The organism is Caulobacter sp. FWC2 (assembly GCF_002742625.1).
Lineage (GTDB): Bacteria > Pseudomonadota > Alphaproteobacteria > Caulobacterales > Caulobacteraceae > Caulobacter.
On record NZ_PEBF01000001.1, the window covers coordinates 3,406,965 to 3,432,291 of the forward strand.

29 protein-coding genes are annotated in these 25,327 nt (G+C 67.6%); 10 read left to right on the forward strand and 19 right to left on the reverse strand.

The window, feature by feature from the left end; translation table 11 throughout:
- Nucleotides 1–2: 2 nt before the first annotated feature.
- Genes CSW62_RS16330 through CSW62_RS16340 form a run of 3 tightly spaced genes read right to left on the reverse strand, consistent with a single transcriptional unit; the run spans nt 3 to nt 2,556 of the window.
- Nucleotides 3–428, reverse strand: coding sequence for a hypothetical protein (locus CSW62_RS16330; protein WP_099579576.1), 426 nt, complete (start codon nt 426–428; stop codon nt 3–5).
- Nucleotides 425–1,435: a phosphotransferase family protein gene (locus CSW62_RS16335; protein WP_099579578.1), complete on the reverse strand. Its 1,011-nt coding sequence runs from the start codon at nt 1,433–1,435 to the stop codon at nt 425–427. The genes CSW62_RS16330 and CSW62_RS16335 overlap by 4 nt, the downstream gene beginning before the upstream one ends.
- A 14-nt stretch (nt 1,436–1,449) precedes the next feature.
- Nucleotides 1,450–2,556, reverse strand: coding sequence for a hypothetical protein (locus tag CSW62_RS16340; RefSeq protein ID WP_099579580.1), 1,107 nt, complete (start codon nt 2,554–2,556; stop codon nt 1,450–1,452).
- 122 nt (nt 2,557–2,678) lie between these two features.
- Between CSW62_RS16340 and CSW62_RS16345 the strand changes: the two genes are divergently transcribed.
- Nucleotides 2,679–3,059, forward strand: a complete 381-nt coding sequence (locus tag CSW62_RS16345; protein WP_099579582.1) for a DUF423 domain-containing protein — start codon at nt 2,679–2,681, stop codon at nt 3,057–3,059.
- Here CSW62_RS16345 and CSW62_RS16350 read toward each other — a convergent pair.
- On the reverse strand, nt 3,056–4,273 hold the full coding sequence (locus tag CSW62_RS16350) for a multidrug effflux MFS transporter (protein WP_099579584.1): 1,218 nt from the start codon (nt 4,271–4,273) through the stop codon (nt 3,056–3,058). The genes CSW62_RS16345 and CSW62_RS16350 overlap by 4 nt on opposite strands.
- A gap of 128 nt (nt 4,274–4,401) precedes the next feature.
- Between CSW62_RS16350 and CSW62_RS16355 the strand changes: the two genes are divergently transcribed.
- Nucleotides 4,402–5,385: an alpha/beta fold hydrolase gene (locus CSW62_RS16355; protein WP_099579586.1), complete on the forward strand. Its 984-nt coding sequence runs from the start codon at nt 4,402–4,404 to the stop codon at nt 5,383–5,385.
- 106 nt (nt 5,386–5,491) lie between these two features.
- On the opposite strand, the gene CSW62_RS16365 is transcribed toward CSW62_RS16355, so the two are convergent.
- Nucleotides 5,492–5,752, reverse strand: coding sequence for a low temperature requirement protein A (locus tag CSW62_RS16365; protein ID WP_099582331.1), 261 nt, complete (start codon nt 5,750–5,752; stop codon nt 5,492–5,494).
- Between the two features lie 179 nt (nt 5,753–5,931).
- Here CSW62_RS16365 and pip point away from each other — a divergent pair, with 179 nt between their 5' ends.
- A complete protein-coding gene (gene pip / locus CSW62_RS16370; RefSeq protein ID WP_099579588.1) occupies nt 5,932–6,921 on the forward strand; it encodes a prolyl aminopeptidase in 990 nt (329 codons plus the stop codon).
- 13 nt (nt 6,922–6,934) lie between these two features.
- On the opposite strand, the gene rodA is transcribed toward pip, so the two are convergent.
- The 6 genes from rodA to CSW62_RS16400 all read right to left on the reverse strand — a co-directional run bounded on the left by rodA (nt 6,935) and on the right by CSW62_RS16400 (nt 14,057).
- Nucleotides 6,935–8,092 carry a rod shape-determining protein RodA gene (gene rodA / locus CSW62_RS16375; protein ID WP_099579590.1) on the reverse strand — a complete coding sequence of 386 codons (1,158 nt, stop codon included), beginning with the start codon at nt 8,090–8,092 and terminating at the stop codon, nt 6,935–6,937.
- On the reverse strand, nt 8,089–10,131 hold the full coding sequence (gene mrdA, locus CSW62_RS16380; protein ID WP_099579592.1) for a penicillin-binding protein 2: 2,043 nt from the start codon (nt 10,129–10,131) through the stop codon (nt 8,089–8,091). The genes rodA and mrdA overlap by 4 nt, the downstream gene beginning before the upstream one ends.
- A 4-nt stretch (nt 10,132–10,135) precedes the next feature.
- Nucleotides 10,136–10,651 (reverse strand): hypothetical protein, encoded by a 516-nt coding sequence (locus CSW62_RS16385; RefSeq protein WP_099579594.1) that lies wholly within the window; start codon nt 10,649–10,651, stop codon nt 10,136–10,138.
- Nucleotides 10,648–11,733, reverse strand: a complete 1,086-nt coding sequence (gene mreC / locus CSW62_RS16390) for a rod shape-determining protein MreC (protein WP_099579596.1) — start codon at nt 11,731–11,733, stop codon at nt 10,648–10,650. The genes CSW62_RS16385 and mreC overlap by 4 nt, the downstream gene beginning before the upstream one ends.
- A gap of 47 nt (nt 11,734–11,780) precedes the next feature.
- Nucleotides 11,781–12,824, reverse strand: a complete 1,044-nt coding sequence (locus tag CSW62_RS16395; protein ID WP_004623009.1) for a rod shape-determining protein — start codon at nt 12,822–12,824, stop codon at nt 11,781–11,783.
- A gap of 354 nt (nt 12,825–13,178) precedes the next feature.
- Entirely contained in the window at nt 13,179–14,057 is an 879-nt protein-coding gene (locus CSW62_RS16400; protein ID WP_099579598.1) for a DMT family transporter, read from the reverse strand.
- 121 nt (nt 14,058–14,178) lie between these two features.
- Here CSW62_RS16400 and CSW62_RS16405 point away from each other — a divergent pair, with 121 nt between their 5' ends.
- Nucleotides 14,179–14,652: a hypothetical protein gene (locus CSW62_RS16405; protein WP_099579600.1), complete on the forward strand. Its 474-nt coding sequence runs from the start codon at nt 14,179–14,181 to the stop codon at nt 14,650–14,652.
- Between the two features lie 103 nt (nt 14,653–14,755).
- Here CSW62_RS16405 and CSW62_RS16410 read toward each other — a convergent pair whose 3' ends face one another.
- The 3 genes from CSW62_RS16410 to CSW62_RS16415 all read right to left on the reverse strand — a co-directional run bounded on the left by CSW62_RS16410 (nt 14,756) and on the right by CSW62_RS16415 (nt 18,536).
- Nucleotides 14,756–16,330: a 2-isopropylmalate synthase gene (locus CSW62_RS16410; RefSeq protein WP_099579602.1), complete on the reverse strand. Its 1,575-nt coding sequence runs from the start codon at nt 16,328–16,330 to the stop codon at nt 14,756–14,758.
- A gap of 83 nt (nt 16,331–16,413) precedes the next feature.
- Entirely contained in the window at nt 16,414–16,470 is a 57-nt protein-coding gene (locus CSW62_RS26615; RefSeq protein ID WP_199170726.1) for a hypothetical protein, read from the reverse strand.
- Nucleotides 16,471–16,565: 95 nt separating this feature from the next.
- The gene (locus CSW62_RS16415; protein ID WP_099579604.1) at nt 16,566–18,536 is read right to left on the reverse strand and encodes an alkyl/aryl-sulfatase; all 1,971 of its coding nucleotides are present in this window, start codon (nt 18,534–18,536) and stop codon (nt 16,566–16,568) included.
- Between the two features lie 49 nt (nt 18,537–18,585).
- Here CSW62_RS16415 and CSW62_RS16420 point away from each other — a divergent pair, with 49 nt between their 5' ends.
- On the forward strand, nt 18,586–19,266 hold the full coding sequence (locus CSW62_RS16420; RefSeq protein WP_099579606.1) for a TetR/AcrR family transcriptional regulator: 681 nt from the start codon (nt 18,586–18,588) through the stop codon (nt 19,264–19,266).
- Here CSW62_RS16420 and CSW62_RS16425 read toward each other — a convergent pair.
- The gene (locus CSW62_RS16425; protein WP_099579608.1) at nt 19,229–19,948 is read right to left on the reverse strand and encodes a TVP38/TMEM64 family protein; all 720 of its coding nucleotides are present in this window, start codon (nt 19,946–19,948) and stop codon (nt 19,229–19,231) included. The genes CSW62_RS16420 and CSW62_RS16425 overlap by 38 nt on opposite strands.
- Before the next feature lie 228 nt (nt 19,949–20,176).
- On the opposite strand from CSW62_RS16425, the gene CSW62_RS16430 reads away from it, so the two are divergent.
- Complete coding sequence (locus CSW62_RS16430) at nt 20,177–20,845, forward strand: ParA family protein (protein ID WP_099579610.1); 669 nt, start codon at nt 20,177–20,179, stop codon at nt 20,843–20,845.
- A 132-nt stretch (nt 20,846–20,977) separates the two neighbouring features.
- Complete coding sequence (locus CSW62_RS16435; RefSeq protein WP_099579612.1) at nt 20,978–22,180, forward strand: pyridoxal phosphate-dependent aminotransferase; 1,203 nt, start codon at nt 20,978–20,980, stop codon at nt 22,178–22,180.
- A gap of 132 nt (nt 22,181–22,312) precedes the next feature.
- Here CSW62_RS16435 and CSW62_RS16445 read toward each other — a convergent pair whose 3' ends face one another.
- Both CSW62_RS16445 and CSW62_RS16450 read right to left on the reverse strand, forming a co-directional pair.
- Nucleotides 22,313–22,948 carry a glutathione S-transferase family protein gene (locus CSW62_RS16445; RefSeq protein WP_099579614.1) on the reverse strand — a complete coding sequence of 212 codons (636 nt, stop codon included), beginning with the start codon at nt 22,946–22,948 and terminating at the stop codon, nt 22,313–22,315.
- Between the two features lie 105 nt (nt 22,949–23,053).
- Complete coding sequence (locus CSW62_RS16450) at nt 23,054–23,296, reverse strand: DUF2171 domain-containing protein (RefSeq protein WP_099579616.1); 243 nt, start codon at nt 23,294–23,296, stop codon at nt 23,054–23,056.
- A 136-nt stretch (nt 23,297–23,432) separates the two neighbouring features.
- Between CSW62_RS16450 and CSW62_RS16455 the strand changes: the two genes are divergently transcribed.
- The 3 genes from CSW62_RS16455 to CSW62_RS16465 are packed head-to-tail and all read left to right on the forward strand — an operon-like array spanning nt 23,433 to nt 24,747.
- Entirely contained in the window at nt 23,433–24,335 is a 903-nt protein-coding gene (locus CSW62_RS16455) for a DUF6807 family protein (protein ID WP_099579618.1), read from the forward strand.
- Nucleotides 24,336–24,357: 22 nt separating this feature from the next.
- The gene (locus CSW62_RS16460) at nt 24,358–24,534 is read left to right on the forward strand and encodes a DUF4169 family protein (protein WP_099579620.1); all 177 of its coding nucleotides are present in this window, start codon (nt 24,358–24,360) and stop codon (nt 24,532–24,534) included.
- A gap of 3 nt (nt 24,535–24,537) precedes the next feature.
- Entirely contained in the window at nt 24,538–24,747 is a 210-nt protein-coding gene (locus CSW62_RS16465; RefSeq protein WP_099579622.1) for a ribbon-helix-helix domain-containing protein, read from the forward strand.
- A gap of 25 nt (nt 24,748–24,772) precedes the next feature.
- Here the strand turns inward: CSW62_RS16465 and CSW62_RS16470 are convergent, their stop codons facing one another.
- Together CSW62_RS16470 and CSW62_RS16475 are read right to left on the reverse strand one after the other, a co-directional pair.
- On the reverse strand, nt 24,773–25,030 hold the full coding sequence (locus CSW62_RS16470) for a hypothetical protein (RefSeq protein WP_099579624.1): 258 nt from the start codon (nt 25,028–25,030) through the stop codon (nt 24,773–24,775).
- Nucleotides 25,031–25,032: 2 nt separating this feature from the next.
- A complete protein-coding gene (locus CSW62_RS16475) occupies nt 25,033–25,242 on the reverse strand; it encodes a hypothetical protein (protein WP_099579626.1) in 210 nt (69 codons plus the stop codon).
- Nucleotides 25,243–25,327 lie beyond the last annotated feature (85 nt).

Here is a 25,327-nt window from a genome sequence, read left to right on the forward strand (position 1 = left end):
CTTCAGCGCGCCGGCAGCGGCGGCAGATCCAGCCGCCGCAGGTCGGCCATCTTCACATAGAGCCGCAGGATCGCGTGGTGGCGCGCGGTGTCGTTCCGCGCCTCGACTGCCTCATGCAGGCCGATCAGCGCCGTCCGCACCGCCGCGTTGACGCGGTCGAGCGACGAGATGGTGACCTCGTCCGTGGACGGAAGGCCCGCGACCTCCAGCCCGTAGTCGGCCGCCGCCTCGGCCAGGGCGGCACGGATCAGGGTGTTTTCGTCCACCCGCGCCGCGGCGCCGCGCTCGGCCTCCTGGGCGGCCAGCAGCGACAGCAGGGCCACCAGCCCGACCTTGCCGGCCAGGAACTCGCCCTGCTGTTCGGGCGGTCCGGGGTCGGCCATGCACATGAAGTTGCCGACCAGGATATCGGGCAAGCTCGGGGTCATGACAGGTCCTCCAGACGCAGCATCGCGGCGGCCAGGATCTGGTCGTGCCGTCGGGCGGTGTACCAGCCCGACACCGCCAGGATCGGCTCCTTGAAGCCGCCGTCGCGATATTCCTTGGCCGCCGAGGTCCAGATCGCCTGGCCCTTCACGGCGGCGAAAAGCGACCACCAGGCCAGGGCCTCCTCATCGACCGTGAGACCGCTGGCCTTCGACCAGATGGCCAGGGCTTCGTCGCGCGGGATCATGGCGGCGACGGTCGTCGTATCGAAGGGGTTCCACAGCGGGTCTATGGCCCAGGCCAGGTCCTCCAGCGGATCGCCCAGATGAACCATCTCCCAGTCCAGCACCGCCAGGATGCGGCCGTCCGGCGCATGCAGGAAGTTGCCGCCGCGATAGTCGCCATGCACCACCCGCACGGCGCTGGGCGGCGGCGGCGGCCGGCGGCGCAACAGCCGGATGGCGGCGCGGACGATCGGTTGCGGATGCTGCTCGTCGGCCTCGATCACGGCGGCCCAATGGTCGACGGCGATCCGCCAGCAGTCTTCAGGCGCGGGCGTCTCGGCGACCTTGGCCAACGGCAGGCCGGCGGGATCGGCGCCCGCTATGCGGCCCAGGATGTCGAAGAACGCCTCGCCGACCGTCCGCGCGTGGGCGCCATAGGGCATCGCCATGAACGGCGAGACCACCGTCCCGCCCTCGACCCGCTCCATGATGAAGAACGGCCGCTCCAGTTCCGCGCCCTCGGCGTCCATGGCGATGGGCCGTGGCGCGGGCACGCGGTCGTGGAAACTCTCCAAGGCCAGGTATTCGAGGCTGCGGTCGGTCTCGATCAGGCTGCCGGGCGGGTCGCGGCGCAGGATCAGGGCCTTGGCCTCGCCCCCCGCCTTCGCGACGAACCGATAGGTCTCGCGGCTGGCCCCGCCCGGGATGCGCGAGAGGTCGGCGACCGTGACCGGCTGGCCCCAGGTCCGGGTGAGATACGCCTCCAGGCGTTCAGCCAAGCTCATCGAGAGGGGGCCGCTCAAGGGGCCATGTCCAGGATGGAGGCGAAGCCCGAGGTCGCGTGCGGACCGATGGCCAACTGCTCGAAGACGCCCCTGCCCTTTCGCGAACGGCCCGCGCCGTCGACATAGGTCACATCGCTCAGCGCCTGGACGTGCAGCAGATGCGGCATCTTCCGGTCCATGTCGGCGGTGACAAAGTCCTCCCGCTCGACCTTCAGTTCGCCGTGGTTGAGGCCGTGTCCCCAGACCGGGTGGTTATAGCCCAGGCCCAGCATGAAGAACTCGGTCTTGGGTTCGATCGTCATGGTTCCGTCGGCGCCCAGGTCGAGCGTCGCGGCGGCGGCGTGGCGCGTGCCGCTCTTCCAGTCGATGGCGCAGGACGACTGGGCGAAGCCGCCAAAATCGTTCTCGCGACCGCCGTCTTCCAGCCAGAGCGCGCGACGGTTCCAGGCCCGGCCCAGTTCGTCATCATTGGTGTGGAAGAACAGGCTGCCTTCGTCGAAATTGCACGGCGCCCAGAGCCAGAAGAACTGCGGCAAGGCTGGCGGCGCCAGTTCCTGCGGATCCCGCGCGCCGACGGGCCGGACGCCCCAAGAACGGTCGCGCGTACCGACGAAGCCGTCGACGCTGGTCCGCGCGCCGTCGACCTCGACCCAGCCGGAATAGCGGCCGTTCTGGGTCAGACGGGTATAGTCCAAAAGCGTGCGCGGGCCGTTGCGGCGCACAAAGCGCGGCTCCTCGATCGGGAAGGATCGGCCCTCGAAGACGATCTCGGCGGCGATCCCCTGCTCCGGCGCAGTGACGGTCAGCTTCAGGCGCCGCAGCGGTTCGAGCACGTCTATGGTGATCGGTCCGACCGTCAGGTCCATCCGCTCCATCTTCAGCCAGCGGCTGGCGTGCAGATTGACCTGCTTGCCGTCCTTCATCACGCAAAAGGCCGCGTCGGCGATGTTGAGATGCGGATAGACGCCGAACGCGGCGGCGAAGAACAGGTCGTTCCCGTCGCCCTGCGCGGCATAGCCGTTGAAGAAATAGCGGTCGTAGAAGTTCCGATCCGTCCCGGCATAGGCCACGGGCTCGGGCGTCTGATGGATCGGGTAGTCGTCGCCCCAGGTGAGCGCCATGCCGTCCTCCCTTCTGGACGCGCGAACACTCTGGCTGCTTACGGAGCCGGCTTCGCTTTACGTCCAGATGAACGACGTTAAGGTCGCGCTCGACGATTGCAACGGTGACGGAGCGTAAGCCGATGGAGGGATGGACTCCCCGGACCTGGACCGGCCTGGCGGCGCTGAGCGCCCTGCTGTCCGTGGCCTTCGGCGCCTTCGCCGCCCACGGCATCGAGAGCTGGAAGGCCGTTGAGTGGCTGAAGACCGGCGCCCAGTACCAGATGGTCCACGCCCTGGCGGTGTTCGGAGCCTTCGCCCTGCATCGCGCTGGGGCCAAGGGCATGGGCCTGGTCACGGCCCTGTTCTTCGTCGGGACGTTGGTTTTTTCGGGCTCGCTCTACGCCATGGCCCTGGGCGCGCCGAGGATCCTGGGCGCGATCACGCCGATCGGCGGACTGTCGTTCATGGGCGGGTGGGCGCTGATGGCGTGGCGCGGCTTCTCCATGCCGTCCCAGGCCTAGGCCTGACGCCGCTCCCCGCCCGGCAGAGCCAGGAAGAAGATCGACAGGGCCGAGCCAACCAGGCAGGCGAACATTACGGCGGCCACCGGCTTGGCAGTGCCGTCATGCAGAAGGCCGCCAGCCCACGACGCCAGCGCGCCGGCGCCGAACGAGGTCGAGCCCATCAGCGCCGAGATCGAGCCGGCCCGGCGGGGGTCGACGCTAAGCGCTCCGGCCATGGTGTTGCCGCCCATCAGGCCATAGATCGACAGCGCCGCGAACAGCAGCGGCAGCACGGTCCACTGGCCGCCCCAGCCGGTCCAGGCCGCCAGGGTCAACAGGAGCGCAGCGACCATCGAGGCGATGCTCGCCTTGCCCAGCACCTCGTCCGGCAGGTTGCGGCGCAGCAGCAGGCGGTTGACCTGGCTGGCCCCGATGATGCCGACGGCGTTGAAGGCGAAGACCAGGTTGAAGACCAGCGGCGTGTGGCCATAGGTCCCCATCACCAGGTCCGGAGCGCCCGAGATATAGGTGAACAACACCGCACCGTTCAGCGCCCCGGCGATCGCGTAGCCCATCAGCCGGCGCATGCCCAGGAGGGCGACATAGGCCTTCAGCGGGTTCTCAGACCGCGCCTGGGCCAGGGTCTCCGCCGAGCGGGACTCCTTCAGGCTCGCCAGCACCCAGGCTCCGACGGCCAGGCCGAAGCCGACCTGGACCCAGAACACCACTCGCCAGCCGGCGAACGCCTGGATCACGCCGCCCAGTTGCGGCGCCAGGACCGGCGCCAGTCCCATGATCAGCATCATCAGCGACAGCACCCGGGCCGTGTCGGTGTGACTGAAGCGATCGCGCACGACCGCGCGCGCCACCACCGCTCCGGCGCATCCCCCCAGGGCCTGGACGAAGCGCGCCCCGATCAGGGTGTGGATGCTGGGCGCCAGGGCGCAGGCCAGTGACGCGACGACGTAGACGCCGATCCCTGTCAGTAGCGGACCGCGCCGCCCCAGACGGTCCGACAGGGGGCCATAGACGAACTGACCAATGGCCATGCCCGCGAAGAAGGCCGCCAGCGTGGCCTGGGTCTGGTCCGGCCGCGCCGACAGGGTGCGACCGATGTCGGGCAAGCTGGACAGGTACATGTCGATCGACATCGGCGCGAAGGCCGTCAGCGCGCCGAGAAGCAGGACAAGACGCCACGGAACGGCGGCGGGCGGCGGAGCAGTCTCGGTCATGGCGGGCCTTCTACGCCCTTTGGCCCGCCCGGAACAACAAACGGGAAGCTGAAATGGAGCTTGCCCGGATCCGCGAGGGGCTTCAGGGTGATCAGCAATCACCTAGAAACGCGGGAGGACGCGCGGTCATGACGGTCAAGAATCCGGGCCTGCCGGAGCCCCAGTACGCTGACGTCAACGGCATCCGCATGGCCTATTACGAGGCCGGTCCGCGCCAGGGCGTCCCCATCGTCTTCTGCCACGGCTTTCCAGAGCTGGCCTTCTCGTGGCGCCACCAGATCGCCGCCCTGGCCGCCGCCGGCCGCTGGGTGATCGCCCCCGACCAGCGCGGCTATGGCCTGACCCCGGGTCCTGAGGCGGTCGAAGCCTATGACATGGACCACCTGACCGGCGACCTCGTCGGGCTGCTGGATCATCTGGGCGTGGAGAAGGCGATCTTCGCCGGCCATGACTGGGGCGGCATCATCGTCTGGCAGATGCCATTGCTGCATCCCGAGCGCGTGGCCGGGATAATCGGCCTCAACACCCCCTTCACCCCGCGCCTGCCGCTGGATCCGATCGAGATGTTCCGCAACGCCTATGGCGAGGACATGTACATCGTCCACTTCCAGAAGCCGGGCGAGGCCGACGCGCGGCTGGGCGCGGATCCGGAGCGGACGATCCGCTTCTTCATGCGCAAGCCCAAGAGTTCGCAGGACGAGTTCCTGGGCCGCCCGGCCGAACGACGGAGCCTGGCCCTGCAGGACGCCCTGCTCCACTACGACCCGGCGACAGACGACAACCAGTTCCTTGAGCCCGACGAACTGGCCTTCTTCGTCGACGCCTTCAAGCGCACCGGCTTTACCGGCGGCATCAACTGGTACCGCAACTTCACCCGCAACTGGGAGAAGGCCGAGACCCTGCCGCGCCGGATCGACGGCATCCCTTGCCTGATGATCATGGCCGAGCTGGACGTGGTGCTGCCGCCAGCCATGGCCGACCGCATGGGCGACCAGATCTCGGACCTGGAGAAGGTGCTGATCGAAGGCAGCGGCCACTGGACCCAGCAGGAGAAGCCGGCCGAGGTCAACGCCGCGATCCTCGACTGGGTGGATAGGCGTTTCCCGCTGTAACGCCGTGCGTGATCCTCGTCCTTCGACAAGCTCAGGATGAGGACCAAGGCAGGCTCAGTAGAAAGCCTCATCCTGAGCCTGTCGAAGGACGAGGTTTTCGGGCCCGCTAGTTCCGCGCCGCGATCATCTGCTCGGCCCGTCGCCGCATGGCCGCCGCCAGCTGCAGCATGGCCAGGGCCGAGACCTCGTCGCGCTCGCCCGCGCGCAGGCTGTAGACGCTGGCCATGGCGAACAGCGCCTCGGCGCGATCAACGCCCTCGGCCCCGAACATCTCGCCGATCTGCCGATCCAGTTCGGCCTGTTGCGCGGGCTTCAGCATCGCGAGCAGTTCGTCGTCGGAATAGTCTTCAGGCGCGGGCTGAGTCATGGCGGGCAGCATACAGAACCGGATGAAAGGCGAAAACCTCAAGAGCCTGCCGAAGCAGACCCGTGTGTTTCTTCGACGAAAGCCCTGCTTTTTCGACGCGAGGAAAATCCCCGCGATCGGGCAGGCCTTTTGCTTTCCTCCGTTCACAGCCGGCGGAAAAACACGTTAGGGTTCGTCTCATGGATCGTAACGCTTCCGCCGCCGCCATGAGTTCCGTTGGCCGTCGGGGCCTCTTCCGCGAGGTCGAGCCCTTCTCGTTCGGCTGGATGCCGACCGGCGGTCCGCACGAAATCTACTACGAGGAATGCGGCAATCCGCGCGGCAAGCCCTGCGTGATCCTGCACGGCGGTCCGGGCGGCGCGGTCAATCCCACCATGCGGCGGTTCTTCGACCCGGCCAAGTGGCGCATGACCCTGTTCGACCAGCGCGGCTGCGGCCGCTCGCGTCCGAACGCCAGCCTCGAGGACAACACCACCTGGAGCCTGATCGAGGACATCGAGCGCCTGCGCGAGCATCTGGGCGTCGAGAAATGGACCGTGTTCGGCGGCTCCTGGGGTTCGACCCTCGCCCTGGCCTACGCCATCAAGCACCCCGACCGCGTCGACGGCCTGGTCCTGCGCGGCATCTTCCTGCTGACCGAGCGTGAACTCGGCTGGTTCTACCAGGACGGCGCCTCGATGCTGTTCCCGGACGCCTGGGAGCGATTCCTGGCCCCGATCCCCGAGGAAGAGCGCGGCGATCTGATGACCGCGTACCACCGCCGCCTCACCGCCCCGGACCGCCGCGTGCAGCTGGAAGCCGCCGCCGCCTGGAGCCAGTGGGAGGGCGACACCATCTCGCTGCGCGGCCCCGACGCCCGTCCCCCGAAGTTCAATGAAGAGGACTTCGCGATCGCCTTCGCGCGGATCGAGTGCCACTTCTTCACCCACAAGGGCTTCTTCGAGCACGACGGCTGGATCCTGAAGAACATAGACAAGATCCGCCACATCCCAGGTTGGATCGTCCAGGGCCGCTTCGACGTCGTCACGCCGCTGGACAGCGCCTGGAAGCTGCACAGGGCCTGGCCCGAGGCGCGCTTCGACATCGTCTGGGACGCCGGCCACGCCTCGACCGAGCCGGGCGTCATCGACGGGCTGATCCGGGCAACCGAGGCGGCGCTGGTCTCTTAGAGACCAGCCAGCCCTACATCAACGAGCCCTTGCCGCTGGTCACTTCGGTATAGCGGTGCACCCGCACGGCCTGGACCAGGCCGAAGCCGACCATGACCGTCAGCATGACGGTGCCGCCGTAGGATAGCATCGGCATCGGCACGCCGACGACGGGGGCCAGACCCATGACCATGGCCCCGTTGATCAGCACGTACAGCGAGAAGGTCGCCGTCACCCCGGCCGCGGCCAGGCGTCCGAAGTGGCTGTGGCTGATCGAGGCGATCCGCAGGGCCATGAAGATCACCGCGCCGTACAGGAACAGCACGCCAAAGCAGCCGACGAAGCCGAACTCCTCGGCCAGGGTGGCGAAGATGAAGTCGGTCTGCTTCTCGGGCAGGAAGTTCAACTGGCTCTGCGAGCCGAGGCCAAAGCCCTTGCCCAGCAGGCCGCCGGAGCCCAGGGCGATCTTGGACTGCAGGATGTGGTAGCCGTCGCCGGACGGGTCCTGCTCGGGGTTCAGGAAGGTCAGGATCCGGTTGCGCTGGTAGTCATGCAATCCGAACATGATGAACGGTGGAATGGCCACGGCCGCCATCGCGCCCAGGGCCGCGATCACTCGCCAGGACAGGCCGGCCAGCATCATGATCGCCCCGCCCGTGGCCGCGATCAGGATGGCGGTGCCCAGGTCGGGCTGCTTGGCGACCAGCAGGAACGGCACGCCGATCATCGCCGCCGGGATCAGCAGGCGCCAGGACAGCCGGGCGCTGTCCGACGACAGGCCGTGATAGTAGCGGGCCAGGGCCAGCACGAGGCCGATCTTCATCACCTCGGACGGCTGGAAGCGGAGCGGACCCAATTGCAGCCAGCGCTGGGCGCCCAGCGAGATGTCGCCGACCAGATCGACGGCCACCAGCAGTATCAAGCCGACGATGTAGATCGGATAGGCGGCCGCGAACCACCAGCGCAGGTCGCACATGGCCAGGGCGATCATGATGATGAAATAGACGCCGAAGCGCAGCAGGTGCTTGTCGGCCCAGGGCTCCCAAGAGGCCCCGGCGATCGAGAACAGCATCAGGCCGCCGACGCCGGCGATCATCGCCAGCACCAGGCAAAAGGTCCAGTCGACCTCCATGAACTTGATGATCGGCCGGTCGCGTTCGCCGGGCCGGGTCAGGCCGCCGCTCAAGGTCATCTTTGCCCTCCCTGGGGCGTGGTCGGCGGAACGGTCGGCGGCGCGCCGACATCGGGCGCGGGCGGCGCGGCGCCTTCGACGGGATCGTCCGGCGCGACGCCTTCCATGACGTCTTCCGGGGCGACCTCGGGCAGCGGCGCGGGGCTCTCGATACGGGCGCGGATCTCGGGATCCTTCAGCAGGGCCACGCGCATGACCTCGCGGGCGCGGGGCGCGCCGGCGGTGGCGCCGCCCAGACCGCCGTGCTCGATGATGACCGCCACGGCGTAGCGCGGGTCGTCATAGGGGGCGAAGGCGACGAACAGATTGTGGTCCTTCAGCCGCCAGGTCGTGGCGTAGCCCTTGCGGTTCTTGACCCCGTCATAGCTGCGAACCTGGGCGGTGCCGGTCTTGCCGGCCATCTGCACGTCGCCCAGGCCCAGCTGGCTCTGCTTGTAGGCCGTGCCGCGCACGTCGTTGGCCACGGCCGCCATGCCGCCGCGGACATAGTTGAGGTGCTCGGTGGAGAATGGCAGGTCGGGCACGGCGGCGCCGCTGGGCTGTTCCACCCCGCCGACCGACTTGATCAGACGCGGGACCAGCGCCTTCTTGCCGTTGGCCAGGCGCGAGGTCATCACCGCCAGCTGCAGGGCGTTGACCGTCAGGGCCCCCTGCCCGATCCCGTAGCTGGGAGTCTCGCCCGGAAACCAGGTCTGGTTGGCTGGATTCTTCTTGAACGCCCGCTTCTTCCAGGCCGGGTCGGGGACATTGCCCCTTTTCTGGCCGGGAATGCCGATGTCGTAGATCTGCCCGAAGCCCATGGCCCGCGCGGCATTGGCGATGGCGTCGGGACCGATCTTCAGCGACGTCTGGTAGAAATAGATGTCGCAGGAGTTCTTGATCGCCTCGTGCAGGTTCTGCGAGCCGTGGCCGCGCGGCTCCCAGCACCGCCAGGTGCGGCCGCCGTAGTACCAGCTGCCGCCGCAACTGACGCGGACCTCGGGATTGATGCCGGCGGTCAGCGCCGCCAGCCCCACGGTCGGCTTGAAGGTCGAGCCCGGCGGGAACACGCCGGTCAGCGACTTGTCGAGCATCGGCTTGCGCTCGTACTCGGCCAGCGCCTTGTACTCGGCGCCCGACAGGCCCTTGACGAAACGGTTGGCGTCGAAGCTGGGGGCCGAGACCATGGCCAGCAGGTCGCCGTTGCGCACGTCCATCACGACGATGGCGCCGCTTTCCTCGCCCATCACCTCGAGGGCGCGGTTCTGGATGTCGGCGTCCAGGGTCAGCAGGATTTCCTTGCCCGGGGTCGGCGGCACGTCGCCGGCCGGGTCCAGGCGCACGACGCGACCTTGGGCGTCGACCTCGGTCTTGGTGGCGCCGGCGCGGCCGCGCAGGGCTTTGTCGAACGCCTTCTCGACGCCCTGCTTGCCGATCCGGAAGCCCGGATGGTGCAGCAACTCCTGGTCCTGGGTCGTGTCGCCCTTGGCCGCCTCCAGGTCGCGGTCGGAGACCTTGGCGACATAGCCGATCACGTGGGCGAAGGCGCCGCCGAACGGATAGACCCGCACCTCGCCCATGTCGGCGGTAACGCTGGGCAGTTCCGGAGCGCGGATGTTGACGCGTGAGAACTCCTCCCAGGAGAGGTCCTCCATGACCACGACCGGGGCCTTGCGCGGGGCGCGATCCAGCTCCTTGAGAACACGGGCGCGACGCGAACCGTCGATCGGGACCAGCTTGGAGAGGTCGTCCATGACGGCCTCGGCGTCGAGGCCCTTGTCCTTGTTGATGATCAGCCGGAAGTTCGGTCGATTGGACGCCAGCGACACACCGTTGCGGTCGCGGATCAGGCCGCGCGGCGGCGGCACCAGACGGTAATTGAACTGGTTGCCGGCCGAGAGCTTCTGGTAGCGCTGGGCCTCGACCAGTTGCAGCTGCGCCAGCCGTCCGCCCAGGGCCAGCAGGCCGCCGCCGGTCAGGCCGCCCAACAGGAACGCGCGCCGGTGGAAGACCCCCTGACGCTCATTGACCTCGAAGAAGAAGATGGACGGTTCGCTCATGGTCTCACCGGAACCGCACGTCGGCGTCCTCGAAGCGATCGACCAGGCGGTGGGCGAAAGGGAACAGCAGCGCCGTGACCAGGAACTGCCAGAAAACGGCCAGCAGGCTGGGCATGGCCAGGCTGTCGAGCATGGTGAACAGGAAGCCGGCGATCATGGCGACGCCCGTGACTCCGGCGAACCAGGCCCACATCATCGGCCGGCTCTGGCCGGTCATGGCGTTGCGCAGGATCAGAACCATGGCGTAGGCGACCAGCAGCGACAGACCCCACAGGCCCGTGGGACCGCCCCAGAAGATGTCCAGGAAAAGGCCCAGGATCAACAGCGCGAACGGGGCCAGGATCGAGGGACGGATCATCGCCCAGGCGAAGGCCGGGACCATGGCGAACACCGGCTCGGGCAGTTGCAGGCCCCAGATGCGGATCGGCGCGGCGAACAGGATCGTCGCGAAAATGCACAGCAGCATCGGCACGCCCAGCCAACGGGCGGGATTGAGCGCTCGACCGCCGCTCATGCTCATCGGGGCGTTCCCGTCGGCGCGGGCGTCGCGGTCGTGGCGGGCTTGGGCGCGGCAGGCTTGGTCGTCGCGGGCTTCTGGGCCGCCGGCTTGGGCTGAGCCGCGGCGGACGGCGCCGGCGTCGTGTCCGGCTGGCTCGCGGTGGTCGTCGCGGGTTTCGGCGCGGATAGGATCGAGGTCTGCGGATCCTCGGTCGTCACCGGCGGCAGGGACTTGGCTTCCAGCTGCTTCTCGTCGGCCAGCTGGGCGAAGTCCTTGAACAGCAGGATGCGGATGTAGTCGATCGACGACTGGTCGGCGAACAGCACCACGCGCCAGCGACCGTCTAGGCCCTTCACGGCCGCGCCCACCGGCAGGCCGCGCGGCACCACGCCGCCGTCACCCGAGGTGACAACACGATCGCCCTGCTGGATCGGATCCACGCCGCGCAGATATTCCAGCTTGGGGTTGGGGCCGCCGTCGCCGGTCAGGATGGCGCGGGCGTTCGTGCGGTCGATCATCACCGGCGTGCGCGAAGCGATGTCAGTCAGCAGTAGCACCCGGCTGGCGCCGCGCGAGACGCCGACCACGCGACCGACCAGACCGCGCTCGTTGAGCACGGGATTGCCGACCTCGACGCCCCGTTCCGAGCCGGTGTCGGCCAGGCGCGTATTGGCGAAGGGGCCGCGGCTGTCGGCCACCACCCGGGCCGAGGCCATCGGGATCGGCGGATCGGTGCGCAGGCCCAGCAGGCTCTTGAAGCGCTCGTTCTGGTCGTGAAGGTCCAGGGCGCGGTCGCGCCATTGGCGCATCTCGGCCAGCTCGGTCTTCAGGCGACGGTTCTCCGAGGCGATGAAGAAGTAGCTGCGGACATAGTCCAGGCCCAGGCCCGTCCAGCGCCCCGGCGCGGCGATGGCGCCGCTGACCGGCCGGGCGACGACGTCCACCGTCTGGCGGGTGACGCCATAGGCCTGCTCCTGGAGAGTCTCGCGACGATCGGCCAGCAGGAAGGCGACAGCGATGACGGCCGCGACGATCAGGGCCACCGCCGCCGTCCAGGTAAGCGGCACTTTCAGGTCGCCGAGGGGACCTTCGCGAAAGGGCACGTATTTTCTCCCGACGCCCCCCAGGCGCCTCTAGAGCAATACCGGCTTTAGGCCAGCGTGGATTCCAGGACGCCCTTCATCCACTTCGGATGCTCGAGAACCTTGCCGCAGCCCAGGGCCACGCACGATAGCGGATCATCGGCCACGGTGACCGGCAGACCGGTGTGGTCGCGGATTTCGGCGTCCAGGCCGCGCAGCAGCGCGCCGCCGCCGGTCAGCATGATGCCCTTGTCGGCGATGTCGCTGGCCAGTTCCGGCGGGGTGGCTTCCAGGGCCACCTTCACGGCTTCGACGATCTGCCCGACCGGTTCGGCCAGGGCGTCGGCGGCCTGCTTCTCGCTGATGCGGACTTCGCGCGGCACGCCCTGCATCAGGTCGCGGCCCTTGACGTCGATCGACAGCCCCTCGCCGTCGGCCGGCGCGCGAGCGGTGCCGATTTCCTTCTTGATGCGCTCGGCGGTCGTTTCGCCGATCAGCAGGTTATGGTGGCGGCGCATGTAGCTGATGATCGCCTCGTCCATCTTGTCGCCGCCGACGCGGACCGAGCGCGAATAGACGATGCCCGACAGCGACAGCACGGCCACCTCGGTGGTGCCGCCGCCGATGTCGACGACCATCGAGCCGGTCGGCTCGTGGATCGGCAGGCCGGCGCCGATCGCGGCGGCCATCGGCTCGTCGATCAGGCCCACGCGGCGGGCCGAAGCGTTAAGGCAGCTGTCGTTGATGGCGCGACGTTCGACGGCGGTGGCGCCCGACGGCACGCACACGATCACCTTGGGGTTCACGAAGCCCTTGCGGTTGTGAACCTTGCGGATGAAGTACTTGATCATCTCTTCGGCGACTTCGAAGTCGGCGATCACGCCGTCGCGCATCGGGCGGATGGCTTCCATGTGGCCCGGGGTGCGACCCAGCATCTGCTTGGCCTCGATGCCCACGGCGTGGACGATCTTGCGACCGCCGACATTGCGCAGGGCGACCACCGACGGTTCATTCAGAACGATCCCCTTGCCCTTCATGTAAATGAGGGTGTTGGCCGTACCGAGGTCGATGGCGATGTCGTTCGAGATCACGCCGAAGAGGGAAGAAAACATTGAAAGCCCTGACTGAGGGGTAGGAGGGGCGTTACAGGCGGTAGAAATAAGACGTCAGATCGGAAGAAGAAGGCCTTTTCCGTCCCTGAGACGGGGTCGACGGAGAAGAAAAGGCTCCTACTTCAATTCAATGCGAGGACAACATGATTCCCGCATTTGGCGGATTTCGATCCGGTTGGCAGGCCTGACCGCTCGACGGGAGCGCAGCCCCCTGGCCGCGCCGTCGTCCGAACGGCCAAAAGCACGCCGACGCCCGCCCGTGTGCCCTGCGAAAGCGTTGAATTCAAGGTCTATTAGCGGGGTTTTCGAAGGCTTTTGCGGCCAAGTTGGCCAAGCACCCGAACATGGCGAAATCTAGCCGAGCGCGGCCATGACGACCCCGAGCGCCGTTATGCCGCAGGCGCCGATCTGGAACAGAGTCAGACGCTCCTTGAACAGACGACGTCCGGCGATGGCGGCGACCGGTATTTCGACCACACCGACCGCCCTCACCGGCCCGACGGGCGACAAGGCCATGGCCGTGAACCACAGGCCGGAGGCCGCCGCGCCGCAGAACCCCGCGCCCAGCGACTGCCGCCAGGCGGCGACCACCGCCCTCAGCGAGTCCGGATTGCGCCAAGCGAGATAGCTGGTCAGGGCGACCGTCTGGATGGCCTGAACCACCAGCACGGTCGTGAAGGCGGCGGCCGGCGGATGGACGGGATCCAGGGCCAGGGCCGCCTGCCGGAAGCAGTTTGCGCATAGGGCGAAGAAGGCCCCGGAGGTCAGTCCGGCCAGCACCGCGCCCTGGCGGATCACCACCTCGCCCCGCGGCCACGACAACGCGGCCAGCCCGCCGGTCGCGATCAGTCCGCCGGTCCAGGCGACCGGGCCGACGTGGTCCTTGAACACCAGCGCCCCGAAGATCAGCGCGAACGGCAGGCCGCTCTGCTGCAGGGCCGTGCCCAGGGCGAACGAAGAGCGCTGCATCGCCGTCAGCATCGCCGCCGTCGCGCCGATCTGGAACGCCGCCCCGGCGACGCAGGCGACCCAGAACCTGGCGTGCGGGTGAAAATCGAGCCCCGGCGTCGCCAGCACGGCGATCAGGGCGAAAACGGCGGCGAACGGCAGGCCGAACAGGAAACGGACCAGGGTCGCCCCCCACGGCCCCGCTCCGCCCATGACCGAGCGCTGGGCGGCGTTGCGCGCCACCTGGAAGACCGTGGCGACGACGGTGATGGGGATCCAGATCATCGGTGATCCTTACGTCGCCCTTAGGCGGACGTTCTGGTTTCGCATGGAGCCCTTATGCGCTCCGGGCGCAAGACAGGCGGCGTTCGTCGCCCGATGGCGACTTCAAGAAGGCTTACCGACCATGTCGCCCCACCCACTCCGTCAGGCCGCTCAGTTCCTGCTGGGCGTTCCGACCGAAGGGATCAATCCCGCCCTGGACCGCATGCTGGACCTGGCCGAGGCCACGCCGCTGTGCTTCGTGGCCGTCGCCGGCCCCGGCGCGGGCGAAGCCATGTGCCAGCTATGGCGTCGCGGCTATCAGCGCGTCGAAGCAGCTCGCCGGGCCACCTGCGGGGCGGCTGACGAACGCAGCGACGTGTTGCTGGTCCTGGAGTGCCCGACCCTGCACGACGCGCGCGCCGTCATCGCCGCGACCTACACCATGCTGCGGCCCGGCGGGACGCTGGTCGTTGACGCCAGCGCTCTGCTGGACGAGCAGCCCCGCCGCGCCTTGGCCGACAGCCTTCGCGAACTGGGCCTGGAGGTTCAGCCCCAGGCGCACCTCGGCGCCGAGATCCTGGCAACGCGGCCGTTCAGCAATCGTAGAGCGGCATAGTCAGAGGAGCCGCCCTCGCCCTTCGACAGGCTCAGGGTGAGGACTATTGCGGCTCAGTCGAAAACCTCACCCTGAGCTCGTCGAAGGGCGAGGTTTTCGGTCCCTAGAAGCCGCTGGCGATCGCCGCTTCCGGCCGGCTCTTCTCCTTGCGGGCGAAGAGGTTGTTCAGCGCGTTGACGTACGCCTTGGCCGAGGCCGTGAGCGTGTCGGTGTCGGCGGCCGCGCCGGTGGCGATGCGGCCATCCTCTTCCAGACGCACCGAGACCTGGGCCTGGGCGTCGGTGCCCTCGGTCACCGCGTGCACCTGGAACAGGCGCAGGGCGGCCTCGTGGGGCACGATCTTGTGGATGGCGTTGAAGACGGCGTCCACCGGGCCGTCGCCCGTGGCCTCGGCCGTCTTGGATTGGCCGTCGACGTCCAGGGTCAGTTCCGCCGACTGGCCGTCGGTGCCGGCCACCACGCGCAGGTGCGAAACGCGGATCTTCTCCGAGCCGCGCGCCAGGGCGTCGTCGACCAGGGCGATGATGTCGTCGTCGTAGACGTGCTTCTTGCGGTCGGCCAGGTCCTTGAAGCGGCCGAAGGCTTCCTTCAGCGCGTTCTCGCCCAGCTCGTAGCCCAGATCCTTCAGCTTGGCGCGGAAGGCGTGGCTGCCCGAGTGCTTGCCCATGACCAGGCTCGACGGGGCTTGACCCACCGACTCCGGCGTCATGATCTCGTAGGTCTCGCGGTTCTTGAGCATGCCGTCCTGGTGGATGCCGCTCTCGTGCGCGAAGGCGTTCTTGCCGACGATGGCCTTATTGTACTGCACCGGGAAGCCGGTGATGGCCGAGACGTAACGGCTGGCCCGGGTGATGTGCGTGGTGTCGATGCCGGTCTGGTAGGGCAGACGGTCGCCGCGCACCTTCAGAGCCATGACGATCTCTTCCAGCGCGGCGTTGCCGGCGCGCTCGCCCAGGCCGTTTACCGCGCACTCGACCTGGCGGGCCCCGCCCTGCACGCCGGCCAGGCTGTTGGCCACGGCCAAGCCCAGGTCGTTGTGGCAGTGGGTCGAGAAGATCACCTTGTCGGCGCCCTCGACGTTGTTGACCATCCAGTTGAACAGATCGGCATATTCCGACGGATAGGTGTAGCCGACCGTGTCGGGCAGGTTGATCGTCGTGGCGCCAGCCTTGATGGCGGTCTCGGTGGCGCGGCGCAGGAACTCGCGGTCGCTGCGGGTGGCGTCCTCGGCCGACCACTCGACGTCGTCGCGCAGGTTGCGGGCGTGGGTCACCGAGCGGGCGATGATGTCGATGACGGCGTCCGGCTCCATCTGCAGCTTGTGCTTCATGTGCAGGTCGGACGTGGCGATGACCACGTGGATCCGGCCGCGCTGGGTGGGCTTGAGGGCCTCAGCGCAGCGGTCGATGTCGACCTGGTGGGCGCGGCACAGGCCGGCGATGGTCGAGTTCTTGACGATCTTGGCCACCTCACGGACGGCCTCGAAGTCGCCGTTCGAGGCGATCGGGAAGCCGGCCTCGATGATGTCGACCCCCATCTCCTCGAGGATCTTGGCCAGTTCCAGCTTCTCTTCCAGCGACATCGAGGCGCCGGGCGATTGCTCGCCGTCGCGCATGGTGGTGTCGAAAATGACGACGTTGTCGCGCTTGTCGAAAGCTGCGGTCGGTACGGAAGTCATGGGAATACTCGTCGAATGGGGTGTCTGCGTGCGGGGCTGCGGGAACTATCCCCTGTGCGCCCGGCCGCGACGAAGCGCGGCCCCTAGAGCGCCCAGGGGCTGATAAGCCGAAGCGAAAGCAGTGCGCGCGCGACGTTCATGGCGGACTTTCTACACATTGCCCCGGAATCGAGCAAGCAATTTGCGCCAGCCGCGCGATCCGTCGCAGCTGGCGCAAGTTTGTTCCAGCTCGAGTTTAGTTTGGGCGTGTAACGATCGGGAAGTCCGTCGGGAAGGCGTCAAACCATCCCGTCATCCGCCCCAGCGCCGCGCGATCCCCCTCGAGCTTGACCTCGCCGGTCAGGATCTTCGGAACCAGCGACTTGCCCGTGAACAGAGATTCCAGGAACACCGGCCGCGCGACAGTCAGGGTGGCGTCGGCTTTTTCGCCCTCACCATTTTCGCTTTTGGGGACCGCCTGGGCGACCAACACGCCGTTGCGCACCTCGACCAGGAACCGTTCGTTCCGATCCGGGAAGACGAAGACGATCCGCAGGTGCGCGTCCTTGGCCTTGTCAGGGTTCAGGCGCACCGACAGCACGTCGAAGATCATCGCGCTGTCCAGCGCCGCCAACATATCCAGCGGGGTCATCGAGGCCGGCAGCTTGCGCACCCCGCCCCGCAGTTCGTCGGCGCCGGTCAGGTAGATGTTCCGCCACAGGCTGTTCTCGGTCTGGTAGCCCATCTGCGTGTAGGCGGCGGCCAGCAGAGCCTTGGCCTCCTTGTCGCCGTCGTCGGTCATGACCGCGTGGTTCAGCAAGGTGGCGGCCCAGGCATAGTCGCCTTTCTCCACCGCCTCCTTGGCCAACGCCTTGACCTTGGCCGCGCCGCCCATGGCCGCGACATAGCGCTTGCCCGCGTCGGCCGGCGGCGACGGGACCAGATGCGCCGGGTTGGCGTCGTAGAAGCCCATGTAGCGCTGATAGACCGCCCGGCTGTTGAAGCTCATGGAGCCGTAGTAGCCGCGATTGAACCAGTCCTTGGAAAGCGTCGGCGGCAGCTCGATCCGCGCGGCGATCTCGTCGCCGGTCATGCCGAGGTTCATCATCCGCACCGTCTGGTCGTGAAGGTATTTATAGGCGTCGCGGTGATCGGCCAGGAAGTCGCGGACCACCGCCCCGCCGAAGCGCGGCCAGCCGTGGCTGGTGATCATGGTGTCGGAGACGTCGCCGAACAGGCGGATCGACTCGGTCAGGTCGTCGGCCCAGGCCTTGCTGTCGCGGACCAGCGCGCCGCGCGGCGTCAGGATGTTGTGCATCGAGACATTGGCGTTCTCGGCCATGTCCAGGATGCGCAGGTCCGGGAAATAGAGGTTCATCTCGGCCGGGGCCTCGGTCGAGGGCGTGTACTGGAAGCGGATCTTCACGCCGTCCAGGGTCAGTTCCTGGCCCGTATGGTCGATGCTGACCGTCGGCGGGATCAGGGTGATCGAGCCGCGCGCGATGTTCTGGCCGATGCCGGAGGTGATCTGTCCCTCGACGCCCGGCGGCAGCATGACGCCGAACTGGTACTGGGCCCGACGGCTCATGGCGTTGCCGGCCAGGATGTTCTCGGCGGCGACCTCCTTCATGAAGCCCTCGGGGGCGACGATGGCGACCTTGCCGGCCTTGACGTCGGCCTCGTCGACCACGCCACGCACGCCGCCGAAATGGTCGCTGTGGCTGTGGGTGTAGATCACCGCCTTGACCGGCAGGACGCCCAGCTTCTCGTTGACGAGGTCCAGCGCCGCCTTGGCCGTTTCCTTCATGGTCAGCGGGTCGATGACGATCCAGCCGCTGTCCCCGCGCACGAAGGTGATGTTGGAGATGTCGAAGCCGCGCACCTGGTAGACGCGATCACTGACCTTGAAGAGCCCGTGCTTGGACAGCAGCTGCGCCTGTCGCCACAGGCTAGGGTTCACGGTCGCGGGCGGCTCGCCCTTCAGGAAATCGTAGGCCGCAAGGTTCCACGCCGCCTGGCCGTCGGCGCGCTTGATCAGCGGATCGGCGCGGGTGCCCAGGAAGCCCTGGTCGGCGAAGGCGAAGTCCTGGCGGTCGGCCATCGGCAGCGTCGCGGCGAAGGCCTTCTGCCTGTCGGCCGTGATCGTGGTGGCCGGATCCCCTGCTCTCGCCGCGCCCGCGACCATCGCCAGAACCGCGACACCGGCCGCCAGAATTTCCTTGCGCATCCCGCCCTCCACGTTTTGAAACTTTATAGTTTCATTCTACATAGCATCCATGAGCGGAGTCGCGAAAGTCCCCCCGACCAAGGCCCCTGTCGCCAGAGGCCGCCCAGGCCAGCCCAAGCCCCGGGTCGACAAGGCCGCGCGCGGTCTCGCGGTGCTGGACGCCGCCGTCGAGGTGTTTTCCGAGAAGGGCCTGCAGGTCGCCACCATGCAGGACGTCGCCGACCGCATGGGCGTGGCCAAGATCCTGATCTACCGGCTGTATCCCTCACGCCAGAGCCTGATCGACGCCCTGTTTGGCGAGATGCTGACCCGCATCGAGGCCGACGCCGGCCGCCCCTGGGGCGGCTACGGCTCCAGCATCGCGCGCCTGGTCGAGATGTCCCGCGCCAATCCGAAGCTGGCCTTGCTGCTGCTGCGCGACGCGCGAGGCGCGCCCGAGGCCGCCGTCTGGCGCGCGGCCCTGGAAGCCCTGCTGACGAAGCTGATCGAACCGTTCGTCGCGCCGACACCGAAGGCTTCGGACGCGGCCCGCGCCACGTGTCGCCACGCCGCGCGCACCTTTATGCCGTTCGTGATCGAGGCCTGGGCGGCCGGGGTCGAGGAAACCGATGGCATGGACGACGCTACGCGCACCCGCTGGTTCGGCGAGATCGTCCGAGCGTGGCGCGAAGCGACCTATGCAGCGGCGGGGCTTACGACTCCGCCTCTTCCGCCGCCTCACGCTTCTTGAGCCAGGCGCGGCTGAACAGGCCCATGGCCAGCCAGATGACGATGGCCAGGGCGATCATGACGAGGTGCTGCTTGCCGCCGCCCTTCATGGCCTGGACGATCGAATTGCCGGCGAAGGCGGTCAGGGCGATCTTCGGTACGATGCCGATGGCGGTGCCGGCGGCGAAGTCGCGCAGCTTCATCGGCGTGACGCCGGCGGCCATGTTGACGACGATAAACGGCGCCGAGGGCACCAGCCGGACGATCAGGCTGGCCATGAAGCCGTTCTTGCCGATCATCCGCATGAACTTGTTGACGCCCTCGCCCGCGAAGTCGCGCAGGATCCGCGCGCCATACGCCCGTCCCAGCCAGAAGCCGACCAGGGACGAGACCAGGGTGCCTATCCAACTATAGGCGAAACCCGTCCACGGCCCGAAGGCCACCACCGCCGCGGCGATCAGCACGAACTGCGGCACGCCCAGGAAGGCCATGACCGCGAAGGCCGCCACGGCCATCGGCAGGGCCCAAGGCCCGCTGGCCGCGCCCAGCCAATGCTCGACGGCTGTCTCGCCGTTGACCCCCAGCAACTGCGCGCCGAACAGGAAAACGACGCCGACTCCGCCAAACAGCACGAACGAGACCGCCACCGTGCGCCAGGCGCGGGCGTCCATATTGGTCACGAAGTCGATGATGCGGCGGATCACGGCCCCTCCTCGCGCAGGCGCCGCCCAGGGTCAAGCGCCGCCGCCGAAACAGGGGCGGGACAGATGCAAAGGAAACGGGCGAATTTCCGGCCAGGCTTGCCGAACCGCGATCCGGGGACATTAAGACTCGCCCGTCACGACAAATCGGTTGCGGTTCCTTCACATGACAGCGTTACTTATCCACAGGTCGCAAGGGCCGAAAACCTTGGCCTGATAGGGAGTTTTAAAGTGAAGACCTTGGCTGTGATCTCGCGCAAGGGCGGCTCCGGCAAGACGACCTTGTCGGTCAATCTCGCCATCACCGCGCACTTGGCGGGGTTGAAGGTCATGCTCGCCGATATCGACCCGCAGCGTTCGGCGTCGGATTCCGTGCGCGCACGCACCGGCGACGGCCCGTTCCTGGCCGAAATCAACGCTGGCAAGCTGTTCTCGACCAAGGCCCAGGCCCAGCAGGCCGACTTCGACGCCGTGATCATCGACACCCCCGCCGCGCCCGAGGCCGAAGTCCTGCAGGCGATCAACAGCGCCGACCTCTGCGTTCTCGTCTGTCGCCCGACCTTCCTGGACATCGCCTCGGTGGCGCGCTCGGCCGAGTCGGTCCGTCGCCTGGGCAAGAAGGGCATCATCGTTCTCAGCCAGGCCCCCTCGCGCCGCAACGGCGTGGAGCCGCCGGCCGTGCTGAAGGCCGCCGAAGCCCTGCGCTTCACCGGCATGCCGCTAGCCCCGATCGGCCTGCGCGCCCGCACCGTCTTCCAGCAGTCGGTGGCCCACGGCCGCTCGGTCTGCGAATGGGAGCCGGGCTCGGCCGCCGCCGAGGAGATCAACCGGCTGTGGGACCTGATCGCCCCTATGCTGCTGGGCGACCACGTCAAGACCCTCGCCGCCAACCAGGCCTGACGCGCGCTTTACCGGCCTTCATGAGAATGTCGCCTAACCGCGTTGCGCCGCGGCGAACGGGCGCGTAAAGACCCCCGCAATCCTGAAACGGTCCCGTTTGGCGGACCAGTAAGCACAGGGGAGTCCTGCATCATGTCGCTCGAGTCCGCCGCCCTGCGGCGCATCGCACCGTCGGCCACCATCGCCATCAGCGCCAAGGCGCGCGCGCTGAAAGCCGCCGGCCGCGACATCATCGCCCTTTCCGCGGGCGAGCCGGACTTCGACACGCCGGACAATATCAAGAACGCCGCCATCGACGCGATCAAAGCCGGCAAGACCAAGTACACCGACCCGGACGGCATGCCCGAGCTGAAGGCCGCCATCTGCGCCAAGTTCAAGCGCGAGAACGGCCTGGACTACAAGCCGAGCCAGGTCCACGTCGCCCCGGGCGGCAAGCCGGTGATCTACAACGCCCTGGTCGCCACTCTGAACCCGGGCGACGAGGTCATCATCCCCGCGCCCTACTGGGTCTCTTACCCCGACATGGTTCTGCTGGCCGGCGGCGCGCCCATCTCGGTCGAGACCACCGCCGAGAGCGGCTTCAAGATCACGCCGCAAGCTCTGGAAGCGGCGATCACGCCGAAGACCAAGTGGCTGATCATCAACAGCCCGTCGAACCCCTCGGGCGGCGCGTACAAGCGCGAAGAACTGCAGGCGATCGCCGAGGTGCTGCTGCGTCACCCGCAGGTCTGGGTGCTGACCGACGACATGTACGAGCACCTGGTGTTCGACGACTTCGAGTTCACCACCATCGCCCAGGTCGAGCCCAAGCTCTATGACCGCACCCTGACGATGAACGGCGTCTCGAAGGGCTATTCGATGACCGGCTGGCGCATCGGCTACGCCGCCGGCCCCGAAGCGCTGATCAAGGCCATGGGCAAGATGATCAGCCAGACGACGTCCAACCCCTGCTCGATCTCGCAGTGGGCGGCGCTGGAAGCGCTGAACGGCACGCAGGACTTCATCAAGCCGAACGCCAAGCTGTTCCAGGAACGCCGCGACCTGGTGGTGTCGATGCTTAACCAGGCCACCGGCCTGCACTGCCCGACCCCGGAAGGCGCCTTCTACGTCTACCCGTCGTGCGCCGGCCTGATCGGCAAGACCGCGCCCTCGGGCAAGGTCATCGCGACGGACGAGGACTTCGCCGGCGAGCTGCTGGAAGCCGAGGGCGTGGCGGTCGTGCACGGCGCGGCGTTCGGCCTGTCGCCGTTCTTCCGCATCAGCTACGCGACCAGCAACGAAGTCCTGGAAGACGCCTGCGCGCGCATCCAGCGCTTCTGCGCCAGCGTGAAATAGTCGACAGATCCTCCCCCGCGATGCGGGGGAGGTGGCCCAGCGGGCCGGAGGGGGCTAGCTCGGCCTTCACAGCATTCGCCCCCTCAGTCGCTCCGCGACAGCTCCCCCGCACACGGGGGAGCATCTTTATCCCTACCCGTCGATCCAGTCGGTCAGGCCTTCGCGGGCGTGAACTTCGCGCAGCGCCGGCCGCTGGCGGATCGTGTCGAGATAGCGCTTCAGGTTTGGCCATTCAGTCGCTGGCTTGGGCATGTTGCGCGTCCAGCGGCACAGGATGGTCGCCAGCAGGTCCACGGTCGTGAAGTGGTCGCCGACCAGATAGTCGCGGTCGACCAGGCGGGCGTCCAGCCGCGCAAGACCCGCCTCGATGCGCTCGCGGGCGGCGGCCTGCACGGCTCGCTGGGCTTCTCCGCCGGCGGGCTCGTGCGGATAGAACCAGGCCCGGAAATGGGGCTGAAAGCTGTTGGCCAGCCACAGCGTCCAGCTGAGATATTCGGCGCGCGCGGGCGATCCAAGCGGCGGCGCGAAGCCGGCTTCCGGATGACGCTCAGCCAGCAGGGTCGCGATGCCCGCCATCTGGGTGACCGGCGCGCCGTCGACGATCAGGGTCGGCACGACGCCGTCGGGATTGAGCGCCAGATAGTTGGGCGTCTTGTGCTCGCCCTTGTCGAAATCAAGCAGCTTGGCCTCGAACGGCACGCCCAATTCGAGCAACAGCCAATGGATGGCCGTGCCGGCCGTGCTGGGCGAACCATAGAGCGTGTACATCGAACCCCTCCGTGCTGACGCGGCGGATAGGCGGATGCTTCTGGGGTCCGGTCAAGCAAAAGGCCTCCGCCCTTTCAGGCGAAGGCCGTCGAAATCCCCGAGCGTCTAGTCCTTGGGCTTTTCGCGCCACTTGGACTTGGCGTCGTCCTTGGTCACGCTCAGGTGGAGCTTGTCGTCATTGATATATTCCACCCAGTCCAGCGGGATCAGGTGGTGCTTGAAGCCCGCGCCCAGATCCAGCTTGGCCAGCTCGATCTCACCGCCGATGATGTGGTCCACGCGACCGACATGGCCGCCGTCCGAGCCGACGACTTCCTGGTGTTCCTTGATTTGCGAGAGGTCGATCATGTGTCGTCTCCAAGATTAAGCGAGACCGTGACGGGTCCCTCGCGACATCAAACGGCCATGCCCCTCGTTAAGTTTCAGCTTGCCATGCACGCATGGATTGTTCTTGATACGTTCTGAGTGGATTTGGGGACGACGCATGAGCCTTCGCGCCTTTCTCGCCAGCGCCCTGCTTCTGGTCGCCGGCCCCGCATTCGCCGATCCGGCCATCGGCAAGCGGGTCGACGCCATCTTCGCCGACGACGCGGTGACCCTGACCGAGGCAGGCAAGACCGTGTTGGTCTACCGCACCAAGCCGCTCGATCCCGCCGCCGAGCCCGGCCGCTCGAACTATGTCGGCGTGCTGTACGCGCCGGACGGAACGGCCTTGACCGAGGACAGGCCCGGCGACCATCCACACCAGCGCGGTATCTGGTGGGCCTGGATGAAGGTCCAGACCGGCGGCAAGACCGTCGCCGATGGCTGGTACATGAAGGGCCTCAGCTACTTCGTCCGCTCGAAGACCTTCCTGGGCGACGCCGAGGGCGGCGGGACCCTGACGGTCGAGGTCGACTGGATGGTCAATTCCGGACCGGAGCTGGCCTATGTCGCCCGTGAGACCACCAAGGTCACGGTGCGCCCTCTGAAGAGCGGCGCGCGGCGGGTGGAGTTCGACACCACGATCACCTCCCGCGTCGACGCCCTGGGCCTAGGCGGCAGCGAGGACGATCGCGGCTTCGGCGGCTTCTCGATCCGTCTCGTCGATCCCGAGCACCTGACCTTCGCCTCGGCGGGGAAGACGATCACGCCGAATGGCGCGGCGATCACCGCCGGCGGCAATATGGGCTTCGCCTGGACCGGCGACGGCGCCCCCGCCTGGGCGGTGGGACTGGCCTGCAAGGCCAATGGTCAGGCGGTGACGCGCTGGATGCTGTACAACGACCGTTCGATGCAGAACTGCGTCTTCCCCGGCCGCGCGCCGCTTGTCCTGAAGAAGGACGAGGCGTTGCATCTGCAGGAAACCTTGGTCATTCGTTCCATTCCCAAGAAGAAGTCCCCGTAAGCGCCCAAGGAAGCCTGGAGAAATGGCCGACATCGTCAATCTGAACCAGGCCCGCAAGGCTAAGGCCAAGGCCGATGACAAGGTCCGGACGTCCGAGAACCGCGCCAAGTTCGGCCGCACCAAGGCCGAGAAGACCCTGGACGCGGCGCGGGCCGACAAGCTGAAACGCGACCTCGACGGCGCCAAGCGCGAGGACTGAGTTTTGGCTGGCTTGAAGAAGCGATCCGTGAACCTGGCCGGCCACGCGACCTCGCTCGCCTTGGAGCCGGAGTTCTGGGCGGTGCTGGACAAGGCGGCGGCCGATGAGGCGATGAGCCTGGCCGGCCTGATCCAGAGGATCGATCTTGAACGCGGGGAGCGTCCGCTGGCCTCGGCCTGCCGAGTGTTCGCCCTGATGCGGGGTGGCGGCTAAGTCAGCGAAAAGAGGAAGGCCTCGCCTAGTCCCGCAGCTCCGGCGTCACAGCGGGGCGCCGCTGCGTCGGGATCGGTGGCGGCTGCGGGTTTGGGGCCGAGCGTAGCGTTCTCGACAGCTCCGGCAGGCTCTGACGCCAGTCGGCCTGGCCGCCGGCCATGACTCCCAGCTTCCAGGCCCCCAGGATCGTCGTCGCCAGGATGGCGATGACCAGTAGGGCCGCGAAGAGGCCGCCGGCGCTATCGCGGTGCGCGTGTCCGTCGTGCGCGAGCGTCTTGGCCATGATCAGCCCGGCGTCTTGGGCGCGTCAGGAAGCTTCGGCGCATCCGGCAACTTCGGCGCCGAGGCCGAGATGTTCACATCGACCTTCTTGTTCTGCGTGAAGCCGCCGGACATCACGAAGAATGCGAGAACCGCGACGATCACAACCAGTCCGCCCACGATGAACGCCAGGCCGGTGTTACCGCCACCGCTGCTGCTGGTTCCTTCGGCCATGAGAGTCTCCGTGCCTATTCGGCTTTGTTCGTGATGGCGGATCAACGGTACGTGAGCTCCGAAGTTCCTTTCCCGACACTTCGCC